This window comes from Paractinoplanes atraurantiacus (genome assembly GCF_900215205.1).
In the GTDB taxonomy this organism is placed as follows: domain Bacteria; phylum Actinomycetota; class Actinomycetes; order Mycobacteriales; family Micromonosporaceae; genus Actinoplanes; species Actinoplanes atraurantiacus.
Map to the genome: position 1 here is coordinate 192,942 of NZ_OBDY01000003.1, position 23,502 is coordinate 216,443.

Here is a 23,502-nt window from a genome sequence, read left to right on the forward strand (position 1 = left end):
GATGGCCTCTCGGCCACTCGTCGGAACGGATGAGGATTCGCAGACTGTGTACGTGCTCAAGACCCGCATACATCCGGCCTGGTTCGTCGCCGTGGTCGCCTTCGTCGCGCTCGTCGGCGCGGCCGGCTTCCGTGCCACACCCTCCGTGATGCTCCGCCCGCTGCACGACGAGTTCGGCTGGTCGCTCGGCACGATCTCGGCCGCGGTCTCGGTCAACCTGCTGCTGTACGGCCTGACCGCACCGTTCGCGGCCGCCCTGATGGAGCGCTTCGGCATCCGCCGCGTGATCATGGCGGCCCTGGTGCTGGTCGCGGCCGGCTCCGGGCTCACCGTCTTCATGCGCACCAGCTGGCAGCTCGTCCTGCTCTGGGGCGTGCTCGTGGGCCTCGGCACCGGCTCGATGGCGCTCGGCTTCGTCGCCACCATCACCGGTCGCTGGTTCGTCAAGCACCGCGGCCTGGTCACCGGGATCCTCACCGCCGGCGGCGCGGCCGGCAACCTGGTCTTCCTGCCGGTGCTGGCCTCGCTCACCGAGAGCCACGGCTGGCGGGCGGCCGCGCTCACCGTCACCGGCGCCGCGCTGCTGGTCGTGCCGCTGGTCTGGTGGCGCCTGCGTGACCACCCGGCCGAGCTCGGCATCGGCCCGCTGGGCGGTGAGTACCAGGAGCCGAAGCCGATCGCCCCGCAGGGCGCGGCCCGGATCGCGCTGCGCTCGCTGCGCGACGCCGCCCGCACCCGGCCGTTCTGGCTGCTCGCCGGCGGTTTCGCGATCTGCGGGGCGACCACCAACGGCCTGGTCGGCACCCATTTCATCCCGGCCGCGCACGATCACGGCATGGCCGAGACGACGGCCGCGAGCCTGCTCGCGCTCGTCGGCCTGTTCGACATCGTCGGCACGATCCTGTCCGGCTGGCTGACCGACCGGGTGGACAGCCGCATCCTGCTCGGCGGCTACTACTTCCTGCGCGGGATGTCGCTGCTGGTGCTGCCGTCGCTGTTCGCGGCGACCGCGCACCCGAGCATGGTGCTGTTCATCCTCTTCTACGGCCTGGACTGGGTGGCGACCGTCCCGCCGACGGTGACGCTGTGCCGGGAGTACTTCGGCGACCGCGGGGCCGTGGTCTTCGGCTGGGTCTTCGCGTCCCACCAGTTCGGGGCGGCCGCCGCGGCCACCGCCGCCGGCCTGGTCCGCGACCAGCTCGGCGCCTACACCTGGGCCTGGTACGGGGCCGGGGCCCTGGCCGTGCTGGCCAGCCTGCTGAGCCTGATGCTGTTCGCCGGCAAGCGCATCAAGCCGATCGCCCCGGGGATCGGCCTGGCGGTCGAGCCGGCGAAAGCGTAAGAGAGCGGGCCACCCGGCCGGACGGTGGCCGGGTGGCCCAGGAGGAGCGAGCGCCTACCCCCGTTGGAGGGCGCTCTGCTTGGTCAGCAGGCCGGTCAGCTCGGCCGCCGGCATCGGGCGGGCGAAGTGGTAGCCCTGCGCGTGCACGCAGTCCAGCTCGCGCAGGCGATCGGCCTGCTCCCGGTCCTCGACACCCTCGGCCACCGGGGCCAGGTTGAAGGTGCGGGCGATCTGCAGGACCGCCTCGGCCACCGAGCCGCCGACCGAGCTCTCGTGCATGGCCTGCACGAACGACTTGTCGATCTTCACCACGTCGACCGGGAGGGCGCCCAGGTGGCTCAGCGATGAGAAGCCGGTGCCGAAGTCGTCCAGGGCGATCCGCACGCCCAGGGTCTTGAGCGAGGCCAGGATGCGGGCCGACTCCTTGAGGTCGGTCAGCGCGACCGTCTCGGTCAGCTCCAGCACGAGCAGCTCGGACGGGATGCCGGTCTCCTCGATCACCGCGCGGATCTCGTCGGTCAGCTCCGGGTTGGCCAGCTGTGAGGCCGAGAGGTTGACGTTCAGCTCGAAGCCGGGGTTCTGCCGCTGCCACTCCACCGCGCGCAGGCAGGCCTCGCGCAGGATCCACAGGCCCAGCTTGGGCATCATGCCGATCGTCTCGGCCAGCTCCAGGAAGGCGCCCGGCGGCAGCAGGCCGCGGTTGGGGTGCTGCCAGCGGACCAGCGCCTCGACGCCGACCGTGTGCTCGCCGTCCAGGTCGACGATCGGCTGGTAGAAGACCTCGAACTGGCCCTCCAGGAATGCCCGGCGCAGGTCGGCCTCGTCGCGGCGGCGCTGCTCCATCTCGGCGAAGCGGGCCGGGTCGAACCTCCGTACGACACCTTTGCCGTCTTCTTTCGCCTGGTAGAGAGCCTCGTCGGCCTCGCGCAGCAGGGTGTCGACGTCGTGTTCGCCGCCCTTGGTGATGGCGATGCCGGCGCTGGCCCGGATGGTCAGCACCACCTCGCCGATCTCCAGCGGCTGCTCCAGGTCGCGCAGGATCCGGCCGGCCACCGTGTCGGCGATCGCGTCGTCGACCAGCCGGGGGAGCAGCACCACGAACTCGTCGCCGCCGAGCCGCGAGACGGTGTCGTTGGCCCGCACGTTCGCGTTCAGCCGCTCGGCGGTGACCTTGAGCAGCTCGTCGCCGGCCGCGTGGCCGTACGTGTCGTTGACGCCCTTGAACCCGTCGAGGTCGAACAGGACGACAGCGGTCATCGTCTGGTCGTCGTCGGCCAGCGCGTCAGTGGCGTGGTCCATGAACATGGCCCGGTTGCCGAGCTGGGTCAGCGGATCGCGGAAGGCTTGCCGGGCCAGGATGGCGCGCTGCCGGGTCAGGTCCCGCATCAGCCCCTCGTTCGTGTGCGAACCGAGGAACTGCCGGACCAGGATGATGCCGGCCACGATGATGATCAGCCAGGTCAGCTCGGGATCGGCGCCGCCGAGCCGGCCGTGCTGCACCGCGGCGGTGATGACGGCCGCCGCGACCGGTGCGTACTGCACCAGGGGCCAGGCGTCGGCCAGCCGGGCCACCGCCGCGCCGACCAGCACCACTCCCGCAATCGGGAGGATCCAGCCGACCACGCTCGCGTTCTCCTCGGTCAGCCGCTCGAAGACCAGCGGCCACGCGAGCGCCATGAGCGAAGCGAAGATCAGGGCGTCGTCGACACCGCGCCGCACCCTGTCCATAGCCTTGCCGGAACGAACCATGGCCGTTCCATCGACCACTCGGGTGAGGACTTGAGCAGAGTCGCGTAACCCGTCGGTGCTAACAGCGGAGGTCGATGTGTTGCGTGGAGGTTACGGTGGTCGCCAGGTCGAGTGATGGCCGAGCGGGCGGGGTAGGGGTGTGCGGCGCGACGTTGCGTCACCGTGATCTCATAGAACGCCAACAGCACGAATGTCGGCAACGGAGGACAAACTGTGCCGAGTGGAAATATCGCGGAGCGCCTCGCGACGCTCAGCGCGACCGCGACGGACGACGACGGGGTCGTCACGGTCACGGTGGCCGGGCCCGGTGTCGTCACCGGTTTGCGGCTCGACGACCGGGTGCGGCAGCTCAGTGGCGCGGCGCTCTCGTCGGAGATCCTGCGGACCATGCGCCGGGCGCAGGCCGCGCTGGCCGAGCGGGTGACCGCCACCGTCGACGAGACGGTCGGCGCCGACACCGAGGACGGTAAGGCCCTGTTGGACAGCTTCACGCAGAACTTTCCCGAAGAGATCGAGGAGCCGCCGGCGCCGGTGATGCCCGCGGCGCCGCCCTTCCCCACCTTTCAGAGCACGCCGTCGCTGCCGCACCAGGCGCCCGGCAACGGATACGAGAGCGGTCGTGACAGTCGTGCCCGGTGACAAGCCCTCGCTCCCGCAGCGCGGACCGGCGCCCGCCGTCGACCAGATGTCGAACGCCGAGCTGGCCCGGATGGTCGAGGCCGAGCACCCCTACCGGGGCAAGGCCCTCTTCGAGCTGTCCGACCGGATCGCGCTCGACGACGACGCGGCGACCAAGGTGGCGATGCTGACCCGGCTGACCTCGCTGCGCCGGGCGCGGCTGTTCGACCGGGTCTCGCTGGCCTGGTCGGGGATCATCGCGCTGCTGGCCGCCGAGACCGAGCACTCCCGGGAGGTCGCGTACGAGGCGTTCGGCGCGCTCGATGCGGAGGAGCAGCGGGACATGCTGGACTATCTGGAGGTGTCCTCGATCGAGGAGGCCCACCCGCGCATCGTGTGACGTGAGCGGGCCCCCGTCCGGTCACGCTTCGACGCGAACGTCCTTCCAGAAGGCGACGCGATCGCGTACGGCCTTGGCGTCGGGCTTGGGCTCCGGGTAGAAGAAGACGGCGTCGGGGGTGGTGTGCCCGTCGGCCGTGAGCGTGTAATAGGACGCCTTGCCCTTCCAGGGGCAGACGGTGTGAGTGTCGGAGGGCGTCAGCACATCCTCGCGCAGGGACGCGCGCGGGAAGTAGTGATGTCCCTCGACAACCACGGTGTCGTCGCTCTCGGCGATAACTTCGTCGTTCCAGATGGCCTTAGGCATAGTCCGAACGTAGCGCGGACCGGGCCGGTCGTCCGATATGCGGAAGTTAATCGCTATCGGGAGTGAAAGGTGATGATCCGTCCACAGGGTGCCGATGCTTGTACGAAGATCTACCCTTCGACCCGAAGAGATGCGGCATGAAGATCCCGATCACGCTACCCACCGCCGGTGAGCAGGCGCGGCACGCGCTTCTGCTGCTCGGCGCGCCGGCGCCGGCCCGGCTCGTGGCGCAGGTGCACGCGGCCCTGTTCGACGGGGACCTGTCGGTGCCGGCCCTCGCCGCGCTCGTGCGCGACCGGGAGGCGGGGCTGTGCGCGGCGCTCGACGCCGATCTCGCCGCGGTGCCGGGGCTGATCGCGCTGGCCGACTGGCCGCTCGAGCGCCGGCTGATGACGCCGGTGGCGCGCCGGGCCTGTTCCTTGGCGATGATCATCCGAGTGGCCGAGTTCATCGCGATGCGCGCCTCGCTCGGGCCTGCGGAGCATCGGCTGCTGCGGGAGCTGGCCCAGGACGTACCCCATGGGCCCGAATCCCTTGATCTTGCGGAGAGGGCGCGGGTGGCGCTGGAGTCGCTGTGCGCGGCCCAGGCCGCCGAGGAGCCGTTGCGCGCGGCTGCGCTCTCGCGCGCCGTCTCCCTCGAGGCCGAGCAGCGGTTGTACGGGATTCCGGCCGTTCCCCACCAGCGAGGACGCGAGTGAGCCGAGTAGATCAGCTGCGGGGCTCCGGGCCCCGCAAGCGGCACAACGCGCGGACGATCGCCGCGCTGACCGGCAACCCGGGCTGCACCCGCCGGGCCGTGCTGGACGCGGCCGGCGTCGACAAGCCGCGGCTGGCCGAGACGATCGGCTTCCCCGGCAGCTTCGGGCAGTCACGGTTCGCGCTGGCCCGGGGTAACGCTTTCGAGGCGATGCTCAAGGCCGACGACTGCGCTCTGCTGCGGTCGGTGCTCTCCTTGCCGGAGGGCCGCTACGAGGACCTGGGCGAGGACAGCGACGACACGCTGACCGCCCGGCACACGCGGACGCGGGACGTACTGGCCGACGGTGACGCCGGGCTGCTCGATCATCCGCTGCTGACACTCTCGGTGGCCGGCCAGACCGTCTTCCTCGAGCCCGACCTGATCGCGGCCCAGCGGGGCGACGTCCTGCAGGTCGTCGAGATCAAGTCGTTCGCCATCGTCGACGGGCAGGCCGAGAGCGCCGCCGTGTCGTCGGCGGCCGTGCAGGCCGCGGTCTACGTGCTCGCGCTGCGCCAGTTGCTCGGCGACGACCGGGTCAGCCACGACGTCGTTCTCGTGTGCCCGGAGAATTTCTCGCTTCAGCCGACGGCCGTGGTTCTCGACGTACGCAAGCAGCTGTCGACCCTCAAGCGGCAGCTCTCCCGGCTCGCGTCGGTGTCGTCGCTGATCGACGAGCTGCCCCCGTCGGTGACGTTCGACGTGGCCCAGCCGGTGCCGGCGCTGCTCGAGTCGCTGACCGCGGTGGAGGCGCGGTACGCGCCCGAGTGCCTGTCGGCCTGCGAGCTGTCCGTCTACTGCCGGCACGAGGCGACCGGGGCGACGGCCGCGCTGGGCCGACCGGTGCGCGATGCTCTGGGCGGGGTGGCGACGGTCGACGAGGCGCTCGGTCTGGCCGCCGGCACGGTGCTGCCGACGCCGGAGCAGACCGAGGCGGCGGCCCTGCTGGCGGCGGCGGCCCGGCTGCGCAACGAAGCCCTTTCCGCGTGAGTACGCTCGTCGCGCTCGCCCGGGCGCAGGCGTTCGCGTCCGGCAAGGCGCAGCCCATCGCCACCGTCCGCCACCTGCACGTGAGCGACGATCCGCTGGTGCTGATCCCGCTCGCGATGGCCGGCGAGGCCAACGCGCCGCTGGCCGCCATGATCGGCACGTCGCTCGAGAAGCCGCGCCTGCTGGTCGTCTCGCAGCCGCGCAACCGGGACGAGCGGTTCGCCTTCACCGCCGCGCTGGCCGGGGAGCTGCTGCCCTATCTGGAGTCGTTCGCCACCGAGACCGAGGCGGTCGCGGTCGACCGGGGCCGCGACGTGCGCTACCGCTATGTCGACGCGCCGCAGGTCTGGGTGCCGAACCCGGGCGGTGTCGACTTTCTCCGGCTTCTCGGTCGTTCGACCCGCTTTCGGCGTACGGACGGTGACTACCCCGTTCCGCCGGCCGTCCCGCTGCTCGGGCAGTGGCTGACCTTCCTCGCCTCGGCGGCCGAGATGCCGGGGTCGGCGTTGCTGTCCAACACGGTCCAGGCGCTCGGCATGCACTGGACGACGGGGCAGAGCGCGGCCGAGGACGCCCAGCTGGGATCGCTCTTCGCCTGGATCACCGAGGGCGCGGCGGCGGCCCGCGAGGCCGAGAACGGGCCGGTGGCCGGGCCGGCCACCGATCCCGGGTTCGACAACAAGGTGCTGGCGCCGCTGATCGCGGAGTCGTCCCCGGAGCTTGAAGAGGTGTTGCGCGACCTGCTGACGCCGACCTGGGAGCGGATGTGGCGCTCGCTCGACCTGCTGCGGGCGCTGCCGGCCGGGGCCCGGGTCGGCACGCGCTGGGACAGTGACCGGGACACGTACTCCGCCTTCGTCGAGCACCTGGCCGAGGACGGCGCCCCGCAGCCGCGCCGCGACGGGGCGGTGGCCGCGGCGTCCCGGCTCCAGCGGCTGGAGAACGCGGCCGCCCGCTACGCGGTGCAGCGTGCCTTCGACGATCCGCTGGTCATGGCCGAGCATCGGCTGACCGGCGCCGCCTTCGCGGGCGTGGTGACGCTGGCCAATCCGGACCGGATCGACGACACCGGCAAGCGGCCCGTCCTGCGGCCCCGGATCATGGTGGCCACGACCGAGCCGGTGCGGGTCGAGGCCGGCACGAATCTGACGTCGCCGGCCCGGCCGTCGCAGAAGGCGAAGGTCATCTCGGTGGCGCCGACCGCGGACGGGTGCGATGTGCTGTTGGAGCTCTCCGGCGGGATGGGCCGCAAGCTGGTCGCCGAGCCGGGGAGCGTGCCCGCGGTGGGTGAGCGGATCCTGCTGACGACCTTGAGCGAGGCCTACCGTCCCGGAGCGGCCTTCCCCGATCCGGCCGACACTCCCTGGACGCACGGAGGGCCCCCAGCGGCTGCCGTAACATCCGCGTAACACGCCCTGTCCGGACGCTGTCGATCATGGAACGGCGTCGATAAGGTGACGCTGTGTGCTCCACAACGATGTTGGGCTCGGCGGATTCATGACGGTCTACTACCGCGGACCGGCCGGGACGGTGACCGAAAGTCACTTCGTGACGCATGCGCCCGACGGCTCGGCGTACGACCTGAACGATCTTCGTAACATCATGCGCGTGCGGCGGCGCGGCCCCCGGTTCGCCGCGGTGCTGGCCGCCGCGGTCGCGGTGATCCTGGCCGGGGTGGCCGTGGGCTGGCTCATGAGCGACATGGGCAGCCTGCTGGTCGTGCTCGTGGCCGTGGTGGCCGCGGTCTTCGTGCTGCGGCTGGCCAGCCCGGTCTACACGCTGCGAGCCGACCATCGGGACCAGCCGGTCGAGTTGTACTCCACCCGGGACAAAGTCGACTTCGAGCGGGTGTGCCGCAACCTGGAGAGAGCCCTCGAAGACTTACGACCGGCCTGACTCCAGATAGCGCTCGATGCCGTCGGTCATCCGCTGGAACTCGGTGACCAGGTCGACGTCGTAGTGCCTGGCCAGGACCAGGACGGACCACAGGCAGTCGGCGAGCTCGTGACCCAGGTTGTCGCGGACGTCGCCCTCCTGATCGCCGCGGCGGCCCTCGGCGGCCATCACCAGCTTGGCCAGGTCGCCGACGTCGCCGACGAAGCCGGTCATGAACTGCTCGGGGCCCCAGGTCCCGCGGCCCGCCGCGAGATTGTGCCGGTCGTAGAGGGCGGCGATGGCCAGGGCGCGCTCTTGCATCTGCTGAAGGTCCACGCGGGTCTTCCTTTCGTTGCAGGACAGCCCGGCAGCCGCGGCAGAGAGGGTGACCACGACGGCGCCGGGCCGCCGAAGCGTAACGGCGCGCGGGCGGCGCCGTGGCGTGCCGGGTGCGGCGAGAAGGCGTACCTCTAAAGGAGTCTGGCCAGGAGAAGAGCGATGTCATCGTCCCGGCGAGGGGCGGTTTTAATGAGTTTTGTGCAGATTTCCTCGGCGGGGCGGGTGGGTGCGCCGCGCAGGACGTGGCCGAGGCGCGCGATGCCCTCGTCGATGAGGTGGGCGGGATCCTCGACCAGGCCGTCGGTGTAGAGCAGCAGCGTGGAGCCGGCCGGCACGCGGCGGAGATGGGTGGTGCGCGGATCGCGGGGGAGCAGGCCCAGCAGCGGCTCGGGCGTCTCCCACCAGATCTCCACCTCGCCGTCGGGCCGCAGCAGCAGCGGCGGGGGATGGCCGGCGTTGGCGAAGGAGACCAGGTAGTCGTCGCCTTCGCGGCGCAGGCGGGCCAGGACGGCGGTGGCGGCGGCCGGCACATGCAGGCCGTGCAGGGCCCGGTCGAGCTGGGCGAGCAAGGGGCCCGGGGCGTCGTCGCGGCCGTAGGCGTCGCCGCGCACCAGGTTGCGGACCTGGCCCATGGTCGCGGCGGCTTCGATGTCGTGTCCGGAGACGTCGCCGACGGCGAGCATCAGGCTGCCGTCGGGCTGGGCGAAGGCGTCGTACCAGTCGCCGCCGACCTCGGCCCCGGCCTGGGCGGGAAGATAACGACCGTGCAGGTCGATGCGGTCCACAATGGGCAGATCGGGCAGCATGCTCTGCTGGAGGACCTCGGCGACGTGCCGCTGGTGACCGTAGAGCCGGCTGTTGTCGACGGCCATGCCGGCCCGGCGGCCCACCTCGGCCGCGGTCTGCTCGGCGGCGCCGGTGAACGGGACGGCGCCGTTGGCCAGCAGGACGAGACCGAGGACGCGTTTGGTGACGGGCGCGGTGATCGGCACGAGGAGCAGGGACGAGCTGCCCAGCTCGGCGGCGGCCGCGGCGAGTTCCGGTGCTTTCGCCCGCAGCAGGCCGCCGCCGGTGTCGTCACGCCGGATCGAGCCGGCGCTCTGCACGTCGCGGAGCAGAGGCTTGAGATCGGACTGACGGGCTCGGCCGGTGAGGTCGGCGGCGAGTTCGGCGTACGCGGGGTCGTGGTGGGCGGCCGACATGTGCCGGATCGAGCCGGACGGGTCGGCCAGCGCGATGAAGCACCAGTCGGCGAGGCGCCCGGCGACGAGGTGGCCGAGCTTGGTCAGCGCGGCGTCGATGTCCATCGTCCCGGCGAGCGCGTCGGTCAGTTCCCCGAGCAGGATGAGCTGGTCGTGGGCGGACTCGGCATGCCGGCGGGCCTCGTCGGCGATCTCCCGCGCGATCCGCAGGCGCAACTCGGAGGAGCAGACCTCGCCCAGCTCGACGAGGAGCGCGATCTCGCTGGGGGTCCACTTCCGCGCCTCACGGTCCATCACCGCGAGCGTGCCGAGCACCAGTCCGTCGGAGTCGGTGAGCGGCACCCCCGCGTAGGCAACCGCCCCCAAGTCCCGAATGGACAGATTGTCCGACATGCGGGCGTCGTCCCGCACATCGGCAACGATCAGCGGCTCGCCGGCATCGACCACATGCCGGCTGAACGAATGCTCCAGCCCCATCTCCCGCGTCCCGGCGAACGGCGCGGGCAGCCCCACCTGCCCCGGAAGATGCTGACGGTCGGCGGTCAGCACGGTCACGACGGCCACGGGCGCGTCGATGAGCCGCTCGACGATGGCCGCGATCCGGTCGAACGCCGGATCGGCCCCGCCCCCGAGCCCCAGCCGCGACACCGCTCGCAGCCGCGCGGGATCGCCGATCACACCGTTCGGCGCACCCGCGGCCAAGTCTTCGCGCAGCACCAATCGCTCCCGGACAATGACCGCCCTCTGCTAGCAGGTCGGACCTGTCAGGCTACCGGGGCTTCACCCTGATCAACGACTCTGAGCCCGCTCCTCCCACATCCCGCGCCATCCCCCATCCCCCCACCGTCGCCGCAGGCACCCGCGCTGCCCGCGCGGCACTTACCCCAACCCACCTCCGCTTCTCGGGCTGCGCGGCGCCTACCTCGGCCAGCCCTCGCGTTGCTTCGCCACCCACTCTGACCGCGCCGGACCCGGCGTCGCGCTCGCCCCGCGCTCCGCGCACGCGCCGTCCCGCACGCGCACGCGCCGGCCCGCACGCGCACGCGCACGCGCCGACCCGCACGCGCCGTCCCGCACGCGCAAGCCCCGACCCCGCGCAAGCCCCGACCCCGCGCAAGCCCTGCGCTCCGCGCACGCCCTGCGCTCCGCGCACGCGTCGACCCAGGCAGGTGTCGCGCTTGCGCCGGCGTCGATCTCGGCCCGCGTAGGGCGTTGCGCGGGCCGCGCGTGCTGCCCGGCGCAGCCTCCGTGTCTGCGCTGGGCCGGTCTGTGGGCGGGTCAGCTGTTCGGGGCGGGGTTTTCCGCGGTGGTCAGGTTGGCGTCGGCGGCCAAGGGGGCCCAGCGCTTCGCCCAGGTCTCACGGACCGTCTCGAAGGCGGGGTCGTCCAGGCCGAACGTGGAGATGGTCACCTCGAAGCGGGCCGCGGCCAGGGCGTCCAGGGGCAGGTGGCCGGCCACCACGACGAGGTGACCCTCGTCGTCGACCGTCGAGGCCACGCGCGGGCCGAAGCGCTGCCAGTCGCCCGTGGCCAGCGTCAGAGCCTGACGGCCCGTGGTCTCGCCGGTCAGGTAAACCGTGCGGCGCCGGCCCTCCGGGCGCTCACGCAGCAGGAAGGCGAGCTGGGTCAGGAACGCGCGCCACCCCTCCTCGATCGCGTCGTACACCTCCTCGGCCACCGGGCCCGAGCCCTCGCGGGCCACCCGGATCCGCGACCTGTCGTCGTCGCCGTCGACCTCCAAAGAGGAGCCGTCGGCCCATCCCATCCGCTCCGGCGCCCAGAGCGTCGCCTCGTCGATGAAGATCTGGCGGATCTCCGCGTCCAGCCCGTCGTAGTCCCACCCGAACCACTGGCGCAGTACCTCGGGCCGGGTGACGGCCTCCCAGGCCTCGTCGCGCCCCACCGGCACGGAGATCTCGACGTCGTAGGGCTTGAGCGGGCGTCGGTCGGTCATGCCGGGCCCCCGGCTGTAGTCACGTCGGTCATGCCCCCATCTTTGGGGTAATCGGCCGATCACGCCACGCGGCGGTCAGGCTCATGCGGCTCGGGGTGTGCGGTCGATGAAAGGCGTGCGGCGGCCCGCGGTCATGCCCGAGCGGATCGTGGCCCGGGTCTCGGCGCGACCCAGGCCGGCGAAGCCCGCCGCCGTCTCCAGGGCGCGCGTGGCCTCGGCCGCGTCCAGCAGGCCGGCGCCGACCAGCCGGCCCAGGGCGAAGGCGGCCCGGTTGAGGGTGTCGTTCCGGGTGCCTGTGTGGGCTCGGGCCACCCGGTCGCACTCGGCGGTCAGCGCGGCGCGCGCGTAGCGGTCGGGGTGGGCGATCAGGGCCTGCCGCTGCCGGCGGTGGGGTGGTGGAGGTGGGCCCTCGATGAGCTCGCGCAACGCCGGTGGGCCGCTCGGAAGGTCGTCGACCGGGCGGTGCACCCAGCGGTAGTCGCCGCCGCTCACGTGGCGCGAAGGCGGGGCCACCACATAGCCCCCGGAGCCGCGCCAGTCGAGGCCGGGGAGCAGGCGGACCCGGTTGCCGAAGCCGGTCGGGTGGAACCAGAAGTGCCAGCCGCCGCTGCCCGTGCGTACCAGCGGGCCGCCGGGCAAGGAGCCGCCGAGCACATGACACAAGCCGTGCCAGCCCTCCTCGGAGTCGACGTCGGCGACATCCATCACGACTCCGGTGCGTAAGCCGACGTTGGCCTCGGGCCAGCGATGCCACCAGAGATCGATCAGGCGCGGGTCGGTGGTCGCCTCGGTCAGGCCGTGGCGCAGGTGAGGGTGTTTGCCGGGGTGATCGCATCGGGCTCCTCTGTCGCAGGAACAGCCGCCGGGGCCAGCCGTATGCACCGGCAGGACGGGTATCCCGTGCCGGGCGTAGGCCAACGCGGCTGTCAGCAACATTAGAACAAGCGTACGACAAAAATCAGCCCCGTTCGGGCCGGAAGCCGCCGAAGGCCAGGCGGAGGGCGGACCTTCGCAGGCCGCGCGGCATGCGGGGCGCGTGGCGGCGGGCCGGATCGATCTCGGCGAGTCTCGCCCGGAACCGGTCGGGGACCCATTCGCCGTGGCCGCGGGCATGGAACAGGCCGCCGGCGAGGGGTTCGGCCTCGATGTGGCGGCGGAGCAGCCGGGTGTAGCCGGGGCCGAACCAGCACCAGAGCGGCGGCTCCGGGGGCAGGCCCAGCCAGTCGCCGAGTGGAGCCAGATAGGGCTCCTCGCGGCGGCGGTCCTGGCCGTAAAGGGTGTCACCGTCGAGCTCCATCGTGGAGGCCGACGCGGAGACGTAGATCGTGCCGGTACGGGTCATCGCCAGGGCGAACTCGCGGACCTGGGGATCGGCGGGGTCCAGGGCGCCGGTCATCGTGTGGGCGGCTACCGGGCCTCCGAGGCGGGGGTTCGCGGCGGCGAGGGTGGCGTGGTAAACGGGCGGGGATCCGGCCAGGAAGAGCATGGGGTCGGCCTTCGCGTACGCCTCCTGGAGGGCGTTGTCGTCGCCGCGGCCGCGCAGCGGCTCGCTCTCGCCGAAGCGGCGCGGCACGGCCTCGGTCAGGTGTGCGCGGGCGGCGCTCAGCCAGCGGGCGACGACGTCGGTGGCGTCGGTGCGGCGCTCGTACCAGCGGATGACCAGGGCGTCCAGCTTGCGTTCGGTCACGGGGCCGAGCTTAGGGCCGGACCAGGGTCTGCAGAACGTGGGCTATGTGGTGGCTCGTGCTCCAGGACATCCAGCTGGCCGAGCTGCCCGCTCCCCGTGCCGTGCGGGCTCGGCGGGCCAGCTCGGCGTCGCCCCAGGAGAAGCGGGGGCCCGGCCAGTGCGGCGAGCCGACCAGTGTGCGGCACAGGTCGTGGCAGCGGTCGTCGCTGCGGCCGCCCCGGCGGGACCAGCGGTAGATCCACCAGTCGTGGTCGTCGGTGTAGCGGAGGGTGGGTAGCTGGCGATGCTTTTGTACGCCCCGGCGGCGTACCGGTGACGTGACCCCGTAGTCGGAGTAGCCCACGCCCGGCTCGCCCAGTCGCTGCCAGACGCGGGCGTCCAGGCGGCCCACCGTGACCGGGCGGTCGGTGGGCAGGTCGTCCAGGTTGGGCGGCATCGCGCCGGAGGCGACGCTGACCGAGCGCCACGGCATCGAGCGGGCCCAGCGGAGCACCCGGCGGCACTGCTCCTCGACCTTGTCGGCGTGTGACAGGCAGGCCGTCTCGGCCAGGTCGATGAGCAGGTCGACCGCCTCGGCCTGCAGGTTCGCGCCGCGCAGCACGTGGCGGGTGACCTCGTCGGCCTGGGCCGGGTTGGCCGCGTCGATGTGCGGCTGGAGGCGCAGGACGGCCCGGCCCAGGTGCATGCGGGCGGCCAGGCCGTGCGCGACCAGGCGGCGCCGGCTCTCGTGGGCGCGCAGCACCGGCAGCATGGCCACGCCCAGGGCGGCGAGCTCGCCGGCCAGGTCGAGCGAGGGGAAGTCGCTGGAGTCGACGGCGACCGCCCCGGTGCGTGGCGGCAGCTCGCGGAGCAGGGCCACGATGCCGGGACTGTCGTCCAGTTCGAGGATGGGCATGACCCGGAGGGCGTCGCCGGGCGTCAGGTGGGTGAGTGCCGCCAGTTCGCCTCGGCGCGGGCGCAGGATGGGCCGGTAGACACCGTCCTGCGTGGACCCCGCCGTCGTGAATACCGCCATTCACTTAAAGTAGCTATCTTTGTCGGCTAAGTGACACCGCTCGATGCAAATAAGCTAGAATAGCCTGATTTGCCTCCCAGCCGTCGGGGAACTTCACGGGCACGTTGAGATGAACCGGCTCGGTTGAGGGATGCGCGTCGAGCAGTTCGGCGATGCCCTTTCGGGCCACCACGACGCAGGCGTGGCGGTGGCGCGAGGTGAGCACGCACAGCCGGCCCGACTCCAGGTGGAACGCGGTCGCGTCCTGCCGGCCGGAGAGCGGGTGGAGCACGACGGTCAGGTCGTACTCGCGGCCCTGGAGGCGGTTGGCCGTGTCGACGGTGATGCCGGCCGCCTCGGGCGGCAGCAGCGAGCGGATGACCGCGACCTGGTCGCGGTGGGCGGCGCCGATGGCTATCCGGTCGGCGGTCAGCGGGCCGGTGCCCGACTCGGAGGAGGCGGCGCCCTGCCGGGCCAGGGCCCGCACGGCCAGCGTGGCGCAGGCGGAGGCGGCCTCAGCGTCGGTGCGCACGGTGAAGCGGGCGGGCAGCTCGTGCAGGCCCCAGCCGGTCTCGGCGGCCACGTCGAGCACGTCGTCGAGAGCGCTGGTCGATGGCCCGGAGAACCTCAAAGAGCGATCGCCCGGTCCGGTGCCGGAGCGGAAGCCGGTGAAGGGGTAGAAGGCCTCGGCGACCACCGGGGCCGCCGTATGCGGCAGGCGCCACGAGACCGGCAGGCGGTGGACCGGCAGGTCGGGGTTGTGCCGCAGCAGCACGTTGACCGCGCTCAGCATCGGGTCCCAGGACAGGCCGGTCCAGCGGTCGGTCTCCACCGTCGAGAAAGGATCGAGTTGGCCGGGATCGCCGACGAACAGGGCCCGGACGAAGCGGGGGGCGACGCGGAGCAGGGCGTCGGAGCGCATCTGGTACGCCTCGTCGACGATCGCCCAGGGCCAGGAGCCCTCGCTGACGGTCGCCCACTTCGCGGCCGTGCCGATCGTGACGGCCGGGGAGTTCAGCTCGGCCACCTTGGCCCCGACGCGGCAGCGGGGATGGTCGCGCACGCGCTCGCTGGGCTCGTAGTCGACGGCGGAGAGGCGGCCCACCTCGACCTCGGGCGACCGGGCGCCGAGCCGGGCGATGAGGTCGTCGACCTGCTCGTTCGTCTGCGCCACGATCATCAACGGCTCGCCGGAGGCGGCCAGCTCGCCGGCCGCGCGCACCACCAGTGTGGACTTGCCGGCGCCGGGCGGTGAGTCGACCACGACGCCGCGGTGGTCGCCCTCGCGCAGATCGCGCAGCACGGCGTCGATGACGTGGGCGGCTTCGGCGGCGGGAGTCAGCGGGTGCGATGTCACCGGGAAAGTGTCTTAGGTTTCGGGCACTTCCGTGAAGGTGGCACTGACGGAAATCTGACAGCGTGGCGGTCGGGGATCGTCTAGCGGTCCCGGCCCCGCCGGGTGCGCCGCGGCAACTGATCGAGGGCGCTAAATTGGGAGCGTTCACAAATCCGTGATCGAAATACGGTGCCGCAGGTGGGTGGAAGTTTGCTTGCTGGTCACGGCTTCGAAATATCTGAGTGATTCACTGTACGCACTGGTCGAATTGCGAAGCCGACATGCAACTTGCATGTGCGGTTCGCCGTGCAAGTTGCATGTTTCGCCGCGTTCCGACCTGCTGCTCCGTCGCCGTAGCAACGTTTTGATCGTCGCTCCCGATTTCATTCACGGGCGTTTCTGGGATCAAGCAAAGGGAGCCCTTCCAGTCGATCACCGGAAGTGGAACTCTTCTAGCCAGCAGTAACGCCAGCGACACGGACGGTGGTGGTAACGAATGCGCCCAGACGTTCTGGTCGGTCCGAGCGAGTGGGTGGTCGAGCAGTTCGGCGACAAGGTTGCCGGCGAGCTGTGGACCCGGGTGCCGGAGGCATTGAGCACCGCGATCGATCGCGAGGTTCACGCGCACCCCGCCATGACGCAGACTACGGAACGAGTGCTCGCCAATCCCCGGTGGCCGCTCCCGTACGAGGAATTGGTGCTCTTCCTGGGCACGCTTCCCGGCGCCGAGATCATCAGCGTACCGAAATCGGTGTATCAGCTGGTGGTTCTCAACGGGCACGTGGTCGTGCCGTGGTGCTACGGGCAGTCGGCCCGCGACTCGATGCGCGACGCGGCGGTCGGGCGCTCGTTCGGCCGGCTGGCCCGCGAGCTTCTCCGCCGGTTCGGCCCGCCGTGGCGGCGTTCCCAGGCCGAGCCGCCGCTGCCGCTCGACGCGGTCGACGAGCGCGAGGTCGCCAAGATCTGCGCCGCGATCGCGGGCATCGAGCCGAAACCCGAGGTGATCATCGCCGGCTACGCGGGCGCCCCGAACCTGGGTCTGCTGCGCGCCTGCCTGGGCGAGGTCAAGTCGACCGACAACGGCTCGCTCAACTGGAGTCACCTCGACGACCTGCCCCTTCCTCCACCCGTCATTCCCCGCCCACGTCGCATGCAGTTCCCGTGATCTCGAGGACGCCCCGGCCGACCGCCGGGGCGTTCCATGTGGTCACCGGGGGTGGCCGGGGGATAGGCCGGGCGATCGTCGAACGGCTCCGTTCGGCGGAGGCGACAGTGGCGGTCATCGAGTTCGAGCGTGACGCGCTGAGCTGGGCCGCCGCCGACCCGGGAATCATCCCGATCATCGGTGACGCCCGCGACGAAGAGGTGGCGCGCCGGGCGGCCGGGGCCGCGGGCCCGCTCAAGGGCTGGGTGAACAACGCCGCGATCTTCGCCGACGCCTGGCTGCACGAGACGCCGGCGGCCGAGATGAGTGCCCTGATCGCCCGCAACGTCGATCCGGTGCTGACCGGCTGCGCGGCGGCTCTGCGCGCCTTCCTGGCCGGTGGTGACGGCGGCGCCATCGTCAACATCTCGTCCCATCAGGGACAACGGCCGGTGCGGGGCGCTTTCGCGTACGCGACGGCCAAGGCCGCCGTCGAAGGACTGACGCGTGCGCTCGCGGTTGATTACGGTTCTTCGGGTGTACGGGTGAACGCGCTGGCCCTGGGCTCGATCGCGACCGACCGGTCGGCGTCCTACCGGGCCGGCCTGCCCGATGAACGGCGGGACGCCTTCGACCGTGAGATCCGCCTGCTTCAGCCGCTGGGCCGGATGGGCCGCGCCGAGGAGGTCGCCGACGCGGTGGCGTTCCTCCTCTCCGACCAGGCCGCCTTTATCAGCGGCGCGGTCATCCCCGTGGACGGCGGCCGATCGGCGGTCGGCCGCGATCCCGAGGAAGCCTAGGTCGCGAGCTGGGCCGTGGTGAACGGCTCGTAGCGTGCGCGCAGGTCGGCGTACGTGGTCAGCAGGAACGGCGCCAGGAAGACGCCGGTGCCGATCGCGAAGGCGACCGAGACCGCGATGCTCGTCACCCCGCTCGGGTCGAGGCCGGCGATGATGCCGACGACGCCTTCGGCCACGCCGAGGGCGAGCTGCACGCCGAACAGGGTGGCGATCCGTGCCGCCGAGGCGCCGAAGTCGGCGTGGAAGAGGTGGAACGCGCGGCCGATGACCCGGCCCCGCTCGGCCAGGATGATCACCGGCAGCGTGACCATGACGGCGGCCACGTAGATGCCGGGCAGCAGGCAGAAAATCGAGCCGAGCGCGATGAGAAGGCCGGCCGGAATGCCCCAGCCGATGAACGCGGGCAGGCGGCGCAGGCCGGTCAGCAGGGCGGCGCCGACGGAGACGGGCCGGCCGGTGACGTGCTGGGCCACGATCTCCACGGTGGCCAGCTGGACGATCAGGGTGACCAGGATCGCGATCAGGACGACCGGGATGACGACCGGCAGCACGACGGCCGGGTCGTCGAGCCACTGCTGGTCGGAGAGGCCGTTGTAGGTGACCGGCACGGCGGCGAGACCGCCCAGGACCACCAGCGGGCCGTTGCCGGCCAGCTGGACCAGGGCCATCGGCTTCCAGAGCGTGCGCAGCAGGAAGATGCCGCGCTGCCACCAGCCGCTGTAATCCCCGCTGACCAGCGGGTCGTACGGACCGGCGTGGTAGGCGGCCCGGGCACCCTTCGACCAGTTGGGCGGCGGAGTGTAGGCGGGCGGTGGCGGGACGTGGCCGGGCGGGATCGGCTCACGAGGTGGCGGCGGCAGGTAAGCGGATGGCTCGTCTGAAGGCGTCCTATTGGTTGAGGGGTCATCGTCCTCAGGTGAGGGGTTGTCATGACGGTCATTCACGCGGCCACGCTCCGGATCAAGATCAGCGGCCGTCACCCTAGCGGTTGCGGAACCGGGCGTGGGGGCGCGCGGGTCACGAGACCTCCGGACGGGCCCGGGCGTCCTAGACTTCGGAGGATGTCCGAGCAGATCGAGTCGCCCACGACGATCCGGGACAGGGCCGTCGCGGTCGCCGACTATCTGCTCGCCGTCCGCGCCCAGATGGACCGGCCGGCGCGGGTGACACCGGCCGACGCGTACCGCCTCGATGCCCTGCCCGACCATCCGGCCTGCCAGATCGGCCCGGTTGCGGACGATCCGTCGTGGCTGCGTGTCGGTCTGCCCTCCCTGCCGCCGCCGGTCACGGTTCCGGCCGCGCTGCGCCGGCGTCTCCGCGGCGATGTCACGGCCGGTGAGGAGCCGACCTCCGAGGAGGCCGGTGACGACTTCGAGACCTGGCGCGACCAGGTCTGGCGGCCGTGGGCGCACGCGACGGCCGAGGCCGAGAAGACCCGCGCGCTGCACCGGCAGCTGTTCGACCTCATGCATCAGATCGACATGACCGCGGCCACCACCGAGCTCGTCTGGGGGCACGGCCTGCTCGAGACCGTCGTCAACGGCGAGCGAGTCCGCTACCCGTTGGTCGCCACGCCGGTCCTGATCGAGTACGAGCCGGACCGTTCCCTGGTCACCGTCTCGCCGGCCGGCCCGTCGCGGTTGCAGACCGACGCCCTGGCCGGGCTCGACGAGCGCTACCTGAGCCAGCTCCTGGGCCTGGCCGGGCCGGCCGGCACGCTCGAGGTCGACCTGTGGAGCGACCTGGAGCGGCGCGAGCTGTTCGAGCGGGCGCTGGGCCGCCTCGGCTACGACCGCCTGATCACTTCCGAGGAGACGGCCGAGCCGCACGTCAGCGACGTCGGCGTGCTGTTCGCCCGGCCCAAGCAGCGGCTCCTGCGCGGCTTCCTGGAAAGCCTGCGCAACCGGTTGCTGGCCGGCGACACGGCCAGCATCGGCGCGCTCGCCGCCATCGTCGCCCACGAGCCCAGCAAGCTGCGAATGCCCGACGACCGGCCGGAGAGCTGGCACCGGGTCGGCGAGCGGCTGCTCATGCCACTGCCCACCAACGAGGCCCAGGAGTCGATCGCCCGCCGCCTGGCCCAGCATCGCAACGTCGCCGTCCAGGGCCCGCCCGGCACCGGCAAGACCCACACGATCCGCAACCTGATCTGCCACCTCATGGCCAACGGCAAGCGAGTGCTGGTCGTCGCGCAGAAGGAGGACCCGCTGCGGGTGCTCCGTGACGGCCTGCCCGAGGAGATCCGGGCGCTCTGCCTGGCCGTGCTGGGCCGCACCACCGACCAGCTCGTCCAGCTCCAGCTGGCCGCCCGCGAGCTGGCCGACCGGGCCGCCACGCTCGACAGGGAGGCCGAGGCGCGCCGGGTCGAGCGGCTCACCGGGCTGCTCGAGGAGGCCGAGCGTGAGCTGGCCGCCGCCCTCGGTGGCCTGCGCGCGATCGCCGAGAACGAGGCGGTCACCTATCCGATCGACGGCGCCCCGCTCACCCCGGTCGAGGTGGGCGCCTGGCTGCGGGAGCGGGCCGCCACCCGCAGCGGCATCCCCGATCCGGTCGACGGTCCGCCTCCTCTCGACGGCGCCGGGTTCCAGTCGCTGCTCGAGACGGCGGCCCGGGTCTCGCCGGCCGACCGGGCCGCGGCTCTACGGCGCCTTCCGCCAACCGATGATCTTCCCGATGCCGCCGAGGCGGCAGCGGCGCGAGCGTCGCGGGACTCACTCGCCGTCCGCGTGTCGCGCTTGGCGTCGGCCGGTCTCGACCTTTCGGCCGTACGGGGTGAGGACGTCACCGCCGTACGATCCGACCTGCACACCGCGCTGACCTGGCTGCGCCGCCGCGAGGGCTCGTGGACCGACCGGCTGGGCCGGCTGCTCAACGACCCGCACTGGCGGACGGTCTGGGCCGATCACGTCGGGGCTACCGAGGCGCTGCTGGCCGAGCTGGCCACGCTGACCCGCACGCTGGCCGGTCATCCGGTGACCGTTCCCGCGCCGTGGGCGGCCGAGCCCAAGAAGCTGCTGGCCCAGCTCGACGAGATCCGGCAGCGCTTCGCGAGCGGCCGTGGCCTGAGCCGGCTGCTCCAGGCCGGGCTCTACCGGCTCGCCGACGAGGTCCGGGTCGACGGCGAGCCCCTGCGCACGGTCGAGGACGTCGACGTGGCGGCCGCGTGGGTCCGGCGTGAGCGGGCCCGGCAGCGTCTCGGTGGCCACTGGACGGAGTGGATCGGCCGGCTGGCCGTTCCGGCCCCGTCCGGCGACCCGGAGATCTGGGCCGGTTCGCTGTTGGCCGAGGCCGGGCAGTCGCTGGACTGGGACGTGCGGCACTGGCCGGTGCTGGCCGGGCGCCTGGGCCGGCTCGTGCCCCAGCGGGAGCTCGATCTCGACTCGGCGCGGCTGGCCGAGGTGGCGGAGCTGCTCGACGCGGCGGACGTCGTGGCCGAGCTGGACGCGCTCGACCGGCGGCGCCGTGAGATCGCCGAGCGGGTGGCGCCGTGGCGGCCGCTGGCCGACGCCTGGGCGGCGCTGGACGGCTGGGACGCGGAGCTGGCCGAGGTGCGCCGGCTGGAGGGGCTGCGGGCCGAGGTGGAGAGATATGCCGCGCTCCGCGACCGGCTGGCCCCGGCGGCGCCCCTCTGGGTGGCGTCTATCGAGGCCGGGCGGGTGCCGGCCGTCTCCGGGAAGGCCTGCCTGGAGGCCTGGCAGTGGCGGCGGGCGCAGACCTGGTTCGACGAGGTGATCGGCAGCGTCGACCCGGCGGTGCTGGCCAAGCGGGTGGAGAGCGCCCGCGAGAAGATCCGGCGGCGTACGGCCGAGCTGGTCGTCGCGTCGGCCTGGCTCGAGGTGTCGCGCAGCCTGGACGACCGGCGGCGGGCCGCGCTGGCCGACTGGACCACCGCCCTCCGCAAGATCGGCAAGGGGACCGGGCGGACGGCCGCGACCTGGCAGGCGCACGCGCAGCGGGCCATGGAGCAGGCGGTCGACGCCGTGCCGGTCTGGGTCATGTCGGTCGACCGGGCCATCGAGCAGTTCGCCGGCGGCGCCCGGTTCGACGTGGTGATCGTCGACGAGGCGTCGCAGGCCGACCTGTTCGCGCTGCCGGTGCTGTCGCTGGCCGAGCGGGCCGTCGTGGTCGGCGACGACCAGCAGATCGGGCCGCAGCTCGGCTTCGTCGGCCAGGTCGGCGGCCTGATCCACAGCCATCTGGGTGATGTTCCGTCGGCCGAGCACTTCGATCCGGAGTCGTCGCTCTACGACCACGCGGTGCGGCGCTCGCCCGAGCGGATCCTGCTCACCGAGCATTTCCGCTGCGTGCCGCAGATCATCGAGTTCTCGTCGCGCCACTACTACGACGGCAAGATCATGCCGCTGCGGGCGGACCGGCCGTCGCTGGCCCCGATCCGCACGGTCTTCCTGCCCGACGGCGTGCGCCAGCCGATCTCCGGCTTCGGCGACGTGAACACGGCCGAGGCGCACGCGCTGGTCGAGCAGGTCGCGGCGATCGTGCGCGACCCGGCGTACGCGGGACGCACGCTCGGCGTGATCTCGCTGCTGAGCACGAGCGGCCAGGCGTCCTATCTGCTGAGTCTGCTCCGCGCGGAGATCGGCGAGGACGAGATCCAGGCCCGGCGGTTGCGGGTCGGCGACGCGTATACGTTCCAGGGCGACGAGCGCGACGTGGTGCTGGTGTCCATGGTGGTCTCCGACAACGACCCCCGGATCGCGGCCTTCACCAAGCGGGAGTACCACCGCCGGATCAACGTCGCCGCGTCCCGGGCCCGCGACCAGCTCTGGATCTTCCATTCGGTGCGTCCCGGCTCTTTGCTCGCCGACGACGCGCGGGGGCTGCTGTTGTCGTACGCGCTCAACCTGACCCCGGCCGAGGAAGCGGCCGACCTGGCCGGGCGCTGCGAGAGCGACTTCGAGCGTGACGTGCTCAAGCGGCTGCTGGCGCGCGGGTACCGGCCCGTCCCGCAGTTCCGGATCGGCGCGTACCGCATCGACTTCGTGCTGAACGCCCCCGACGGCCGTCGCCTGGCCATCGAATGCGACGGCGACGCCTATCACGGGCCGGAGCAGTGGGAGAGCGACATGCGCCGCCAGGCGGTGCTGGAGCGGGTCGGCAACTGCGTCTTCGTGCGCATCCGGGGCAGCATCTACGCCCGCGAGCCGGAGGCGGCGATGAGCCCGGTCTGGCAGCGGATCGACGAGCTCGGCATAGTGCCGCCGCCGCGCCGCACGGTGCTCGAGGTGGGTCAGTGGCAGGGCTCCGGCTCGCCGACCGCGGAGCGCCTGGCCGAGGGGGCGGCCGCGCTGGCCCGGATGATCCCGGGCGACCGGCGGGTCCGGGTGCCGGCGACCGGCTCGCCGGCGGACAACCTGGCGGCGATCCGGGCCGCGATCACCGACCCGCCGATGGTCACGGCGGGCGGCGACTGCGGGGTCGAGCTGGCGCCGATCGAGGCGGCGCTGGAACGCCACGGCGACGGCCTGGTGGTGGTGTGGTTCGACGCCCACGGCGACCTCAACACCCCCGAGTCGTCCCCGTCGGGCGCGTTCCACGGCATGGTCCTGCGCACCCTGCTCGGCGAGGGCCCGGCCGACCTGAAGCCGCGCCGGACCCTGCGCCCGGCGCAGGTGGTGCTGGCCGGTGTGCGAGCGCTGGACCCACCGGAAAAGGAGTACATTTCCGACAACGCCGTCGCGATGGCGGCCCTGGACGATCTGCCCTCGGTGGTGGCGGCCGCGGGCGCGCGGGCTGTCTACATCCACATCGACCTCGACGTGCTCGACCCGTCGTCCTTCTCATCGGTCGGCAGCCCGGCGCCGGGCGGCGTCACCCCGCGTCAGCTGGCCGCGGCGGTGCGGGCCTTGACCGAGCGCTTCCCGCTCGCCGGCCTGGGCATCACGGAGTACGAGCCCACCACCCCGCCCGACCCCGCCGACGAGGAGGTCCTGGCCCACCTGATCCGCGCGATCTGCTGACCCCACGAGCCGACCGCCGGCCGGCCAATCATCGGCGCCGCGAGGGCGATGCG

At 72.3% G+C, this 23,502-nt stretch carries 20 protein-coding genes; 10 read left to right on the top strand and 10 right to left on the bottom strand.

Annotation, left to right across the window (positions count from 1 at the left end):
* Window position 1: 1 nt before the first annotated feature.
* Entirely contained in the window at window positions 2–1,342 is a 1,341-nt protein-coding gene (locus CRP55_RS10190; protein WP_179855130.1) for an MFS transporter, read from the top strand.
* Between the two features lie 54 nt (window positions 1,343–1,396).
* Here CRP55_RS10190 and CRP55_RS10195 read toward each other — a convergent pair whose 3' ends face one another.
* Entirely contained in the window at window positions 1,397–3,091 is a 1,695-nt protein-coding gene (locus tag CRP55_RS10195) for a putative bifunctional diguanylate cyclase/phosphodiesterase (protein ID WP_245922904.1), read from the bottom strand.
* Between the two features lie 213 nt (window positions 3,092–3,304).
* Between CRP55_RS10195 and CRP55_RS10200 the strand changes: the two genes are divergently transcribed.
* Entirely contained in the window at window positions 3,305–3,730 is a 426-nt protein-coding gene (locus CRP55_RS10200) for a YbaB/EbfC family nucleoid-associated protein (protein WP_097319442.1), read from the top strand.
* Window positions 3,711–4,109 (top strand): hypothetical protein, encoded by a 399-nt coding sequence (locus CRP55_RS10205; RefSeq protein ID WP_245922905.1) that lies wholly within the window; start codon window positions 3,711–3,713, stop codon window positions 4,107–4,109. Before CRP55_RS10200 ends, CRP55_RS10205 begins: the two co-directional genes overlap by 20 nt.
* A gap of 21 nt (window positions 4,110–4,130) precedes the next feature.
* Here the strand turns inward: CRP55_RS10205 and CRP55_RS10210 are convergent, their stop codons facing one another.
* Window positions 4,131–4,415, bottom strand: coding sequence for a DUF427 domain-containing protein (locus CRP55_RS10210; RefSeq protein ID WP_097319443.1), 285 nt, complete (start codon window positions 4,413–4,415; stop codon window positions 4,131–4,133).
* A gap of 137 nt (window positions 4,416–4,552) precedes the next feature.
* Between CRP55_RS10210 and CRP55_RS10215 the strand changes: the two genes are divergently transcribed.
* The 4 genes from CRP55_RS10215 to CRP55_RS10230 are packed head-to-tail and all read left to right on the top strand — an operon-like array spanning window position 4,553 to window position 8,037.
* Window positions 4,553–5,113 (top strand): hypothetical protein, encoded by a 561-nt coding sequence (locus CRP55_RS10215; protein ID WP_097319444.1) that lies wholly within the window; start codon window positions 4,553–4,555, stop codon window positions 5,111–5,113.
* A complete protein-coding gene (locus CRP55_RS10220; protein ID WP_097319445.1) occupies window positions 5,110–6,141 on the top strand; it encodes a PDDEXK family nuclease in 1,032 nt (343 codons plus the stop codon). Before CRP55_RS10215 ends, CRP55_RS10220 begins: the two co-directional genes overlap by 4 nt.
* On the top strand, window positions 6,138–7,550 hold the full coding sequence (locus tag CRP55_RS10225; RefSeq protein ID WP_097319446.1) for a hypothetical protein: 1,413 nt from the start codon (window positions 6,138–6,140) through the stop codon (window positions 7,548–7,550). Before CRP55_RS10220 ends, CRP55_RS10225 begins: the two co-directional genes overlap by 4 nt.
* A 55-nt stretch (window positions 7,551–7,605) precedes the next feature.
* Entirely contained in the window at window positions 7,606–8,037 is a 432-nt protein-coding gene (locus CRP55_RS10230) for a DUF6232 family protein (protein ID WP_143234525.1), read from the top strand.
* Here CRP55_RS10230 and CRP55_RS10235 read toward each other — a convergent pair.
* The 7 genes from CRP55_RS10235 to CRP55_RS10265 all read right to left on the bottom strand — a co-directional run bounded on the left by CRP55_RS10235 (window position 8,023) and on the right by CRP55_RS10265 (window position 15,548).
* Window positions 8,023–8,352, bottom strand: coding sequence for a nucleoside triphosphate pyrophosphohydrolase family protein (locus CRP55_RS10235; protein WP_097319448.1), 330 nt, complete (start codon window positions 8,350–8,352; stop codon window positions 8,023–8,025). The genes CRP55_RS10230 and CRP55_RS10235 overlap by 15 nt on opposite strands.
* A gap of 134 nt (window positions 8,353–8,486) precedes the next feature.
* Window positions 8,487–10,274: a GAF domain-containing SpoIIE family protein phosphatase gene (locus CRP55_RS10240; protein ID WP_245922906.1), complete on the bottom strand. Its 1,788-nt coding sequence runs from the start codon at window positions 10,272–10,274 to the stop codon at window positions 8,487–8,489.
* 561 nt (window positions 10,275–10,835) lie between these two features.
* Complete coding sequence (locus tag CRP55_RS10245) at window positions 10,836–11,510, bottom strand: SRPBCC family protein (RefSeq protein WP_097319450.1); 675 nt, start codon at window positions 11,508–11,510, stop codon at window positions 10,836–10,838.
* A gap of 81 nt (window positions 11,511–11,591) precedes the next feature.
* Window positions 11,592–12,446: a bifunctional DNA primase/polymerase gene (locus CRP55_RS10250; protein WP_097319451.1), complete on the bottom strand. Its 855-nt coding sequence runs from the start codon at window positions 12,444–12,446 to the stop codon at window positions 11,592–11,594.
* Window positions 12,447–12,468: 22 nt separating this feature from the next.
* On the bottom strand, window positions 12,469–13,197 hold the full coding sequence (locus tag CRP55_RS10255) for a hypothetical protein (protein WP_097319452.1): 729 nt from the start codon (window positions 13,195–13,197) through the stop codon (window positions 12,469–12,471).
* A 10-nt stretch (window positions 13,198–13,207) separates the two neighbouring features.
* Window positions 13,208–14,212 carry a beta family protein gene (locus CRP55_RS10260; RefSeq protein ID WP_097319453.1) on the bottom strand — a complete coding sequence of 335 codons (1,005 nt, stop codon included), beginning with the start codon at window positions 14,210–14,212 and terminating at the stop codon, window positions 13,208–13,210.
* A 13-nt stretch (window positions 14,213–14,225) separates the two neighbouring features.
* Window positions 14,226–15,548: an AAA family ATPase gene (locus CRP55_RS10265; protein ID WP_097319454.1), complete on the bottom strand. Its 1,323-nt coding sequence runs from the start codon at window positions 15,546–15,548 to the stop codon at window positions 14,226–14,228.
* A 475-nt stretch (window positions 15,549–16,023) separates the two neighbouring features.
* On the opposite strand from CRP55_RS10265, the gene CRP55_RS10270 reads away from it, so the two are divergent.
* Together CRP55_RS10270 and CRP55_RS10275 are read left to right on the top strand one after the other, a co-directional pair.
* Window positions 16,024–16,692: a hypothetical protein gene (locus CRP55_RS10270; protein ID WP_097319455.1), complete on the top strand. Its 669-nt coding sequence runs from the start codon at window positions 16,024–16,026 to the stop codon at window positions 16,690–16,692.
* Window positions 16,689–17,471, top strand: a complete 783-nt coding sequence (locus CRP55_RS10275; protein ID WP_245922907.1) for an SDR family NAD(P)-dependent oxidoreductase — start codon at window positions 16,689–16,691, stop codon at window positions 17,469–17,471. The genes CRP55_RS10270 and CRP55_RS10275 overlap by 4 nt, the downstream gene beginning before the upstream one ends.
* On the opposite strand, the gene CRP55_RS10280 is transcribed toward CRP55_RS10275, so the two are convergent.
* Complete coding sequence (locus CRP55_RS10280) at window positions 17,468–18,415, bottom strand: hypothetical protein (RefSeq protein WP_143234527.1); 948 nt, start codon at window positions 18,413–18,415, stop codon at window positions 17,468–17,470. The two genes, CRP55_RS10275 and CRP55_RS10280, sit on opposite strands and share 4 nt — an antisense overlap.
* Before the next feature lie 117 nt (window positions 18,416–18,532).
* Between CRP55_RS10280 and CRP55_RS10285 the strand changes: the two genes are divergently transcribed.
* The gene (locus CRP55_RS10285) at window positions 18,533–23,449 is read left to right on the top strand and encodes an arginase family protein (protein WP_097319462.1); all 4,917 of its coding nucleotides are present in this window, start codon (window positions 18,533–18,535) and stop codon (window positions 23,447–23,449) included.
* The last annotated feature ends 53 nt before the right edge of the window (window positions 23,450–23,502 follow it).

What these genes read in the sequence shown, in the direction of transcription:
- CRP55_RS10190 (WP_179855130.1), top strand. Translation starts at nt 2, where the DNA reads ATGGCCTCTCGGCCACTCGTCGGAACGGATGAGGATTCGCAGACTGTG.
- CRP55_RS10195 (WP_245922904.1), bottom strand. Translation starts at nt 3,091, where the DNA reads ATGGTTCGTTCCGGCAAGGCTATGGACAGGGTGCGGCGCGGTGTCGAC.
- CRP55_RS10210 (WP_097319443.1), bottom strand. Translation starts at nt 4,415, where the DNA reads ATGCCTAAGGCCATCTGGAACGACGAAGTTATCGCCGAGAGCGACGAC.
- CRP55_RS10215 (WP_097319444.1), top strand. Translation starts at nt 4,553, where the DNA reads ATGAAGATCCCGATCACGCTACCCACCGCCGGTGAGCAGGCGCGGCAC.
- CRP55_RS10245 (WP_097319450.1), bottom strand. Translation starts at nt 11,510, where the DNA reads ATGACCGACCGACGCCCGCTCAAGCCCTACGACGTCGAGATCTCCGTG.
- CRP55_RS10250 (WP_097319451.1), bottom strand. Translation starts at nt 12,446, where the DNA reads ATGTTGCTGACAGCCGCGTTGGCCTACGCCCGGCACGGGATACCCGTC.
- CRP55_RS10260 (WP_097319453.1), bottom strand. Translation starts at nt 14,212, where the DNA reads ATGGCGGTATTCACGACGGCGGGGTCCACGCAGGACGGTGTCTACCGG.
- CRP55_RS10270 (WP_097319455.1), top strand. Translation starts at nt 16,024, where the DNA reads ATGCGCCCAGACGTTCTGGTCGGTCCGAGCGAGTGGGTGGTCGAGCAG.
- CRP55_RS10285 (WP_097319462.1), top strand. Translation starts at nt 18,533, where the DNA reads ATGTCCGAGCAGATCGAGTCGCCCACGACGATCCGGGACAGGGCCGTC.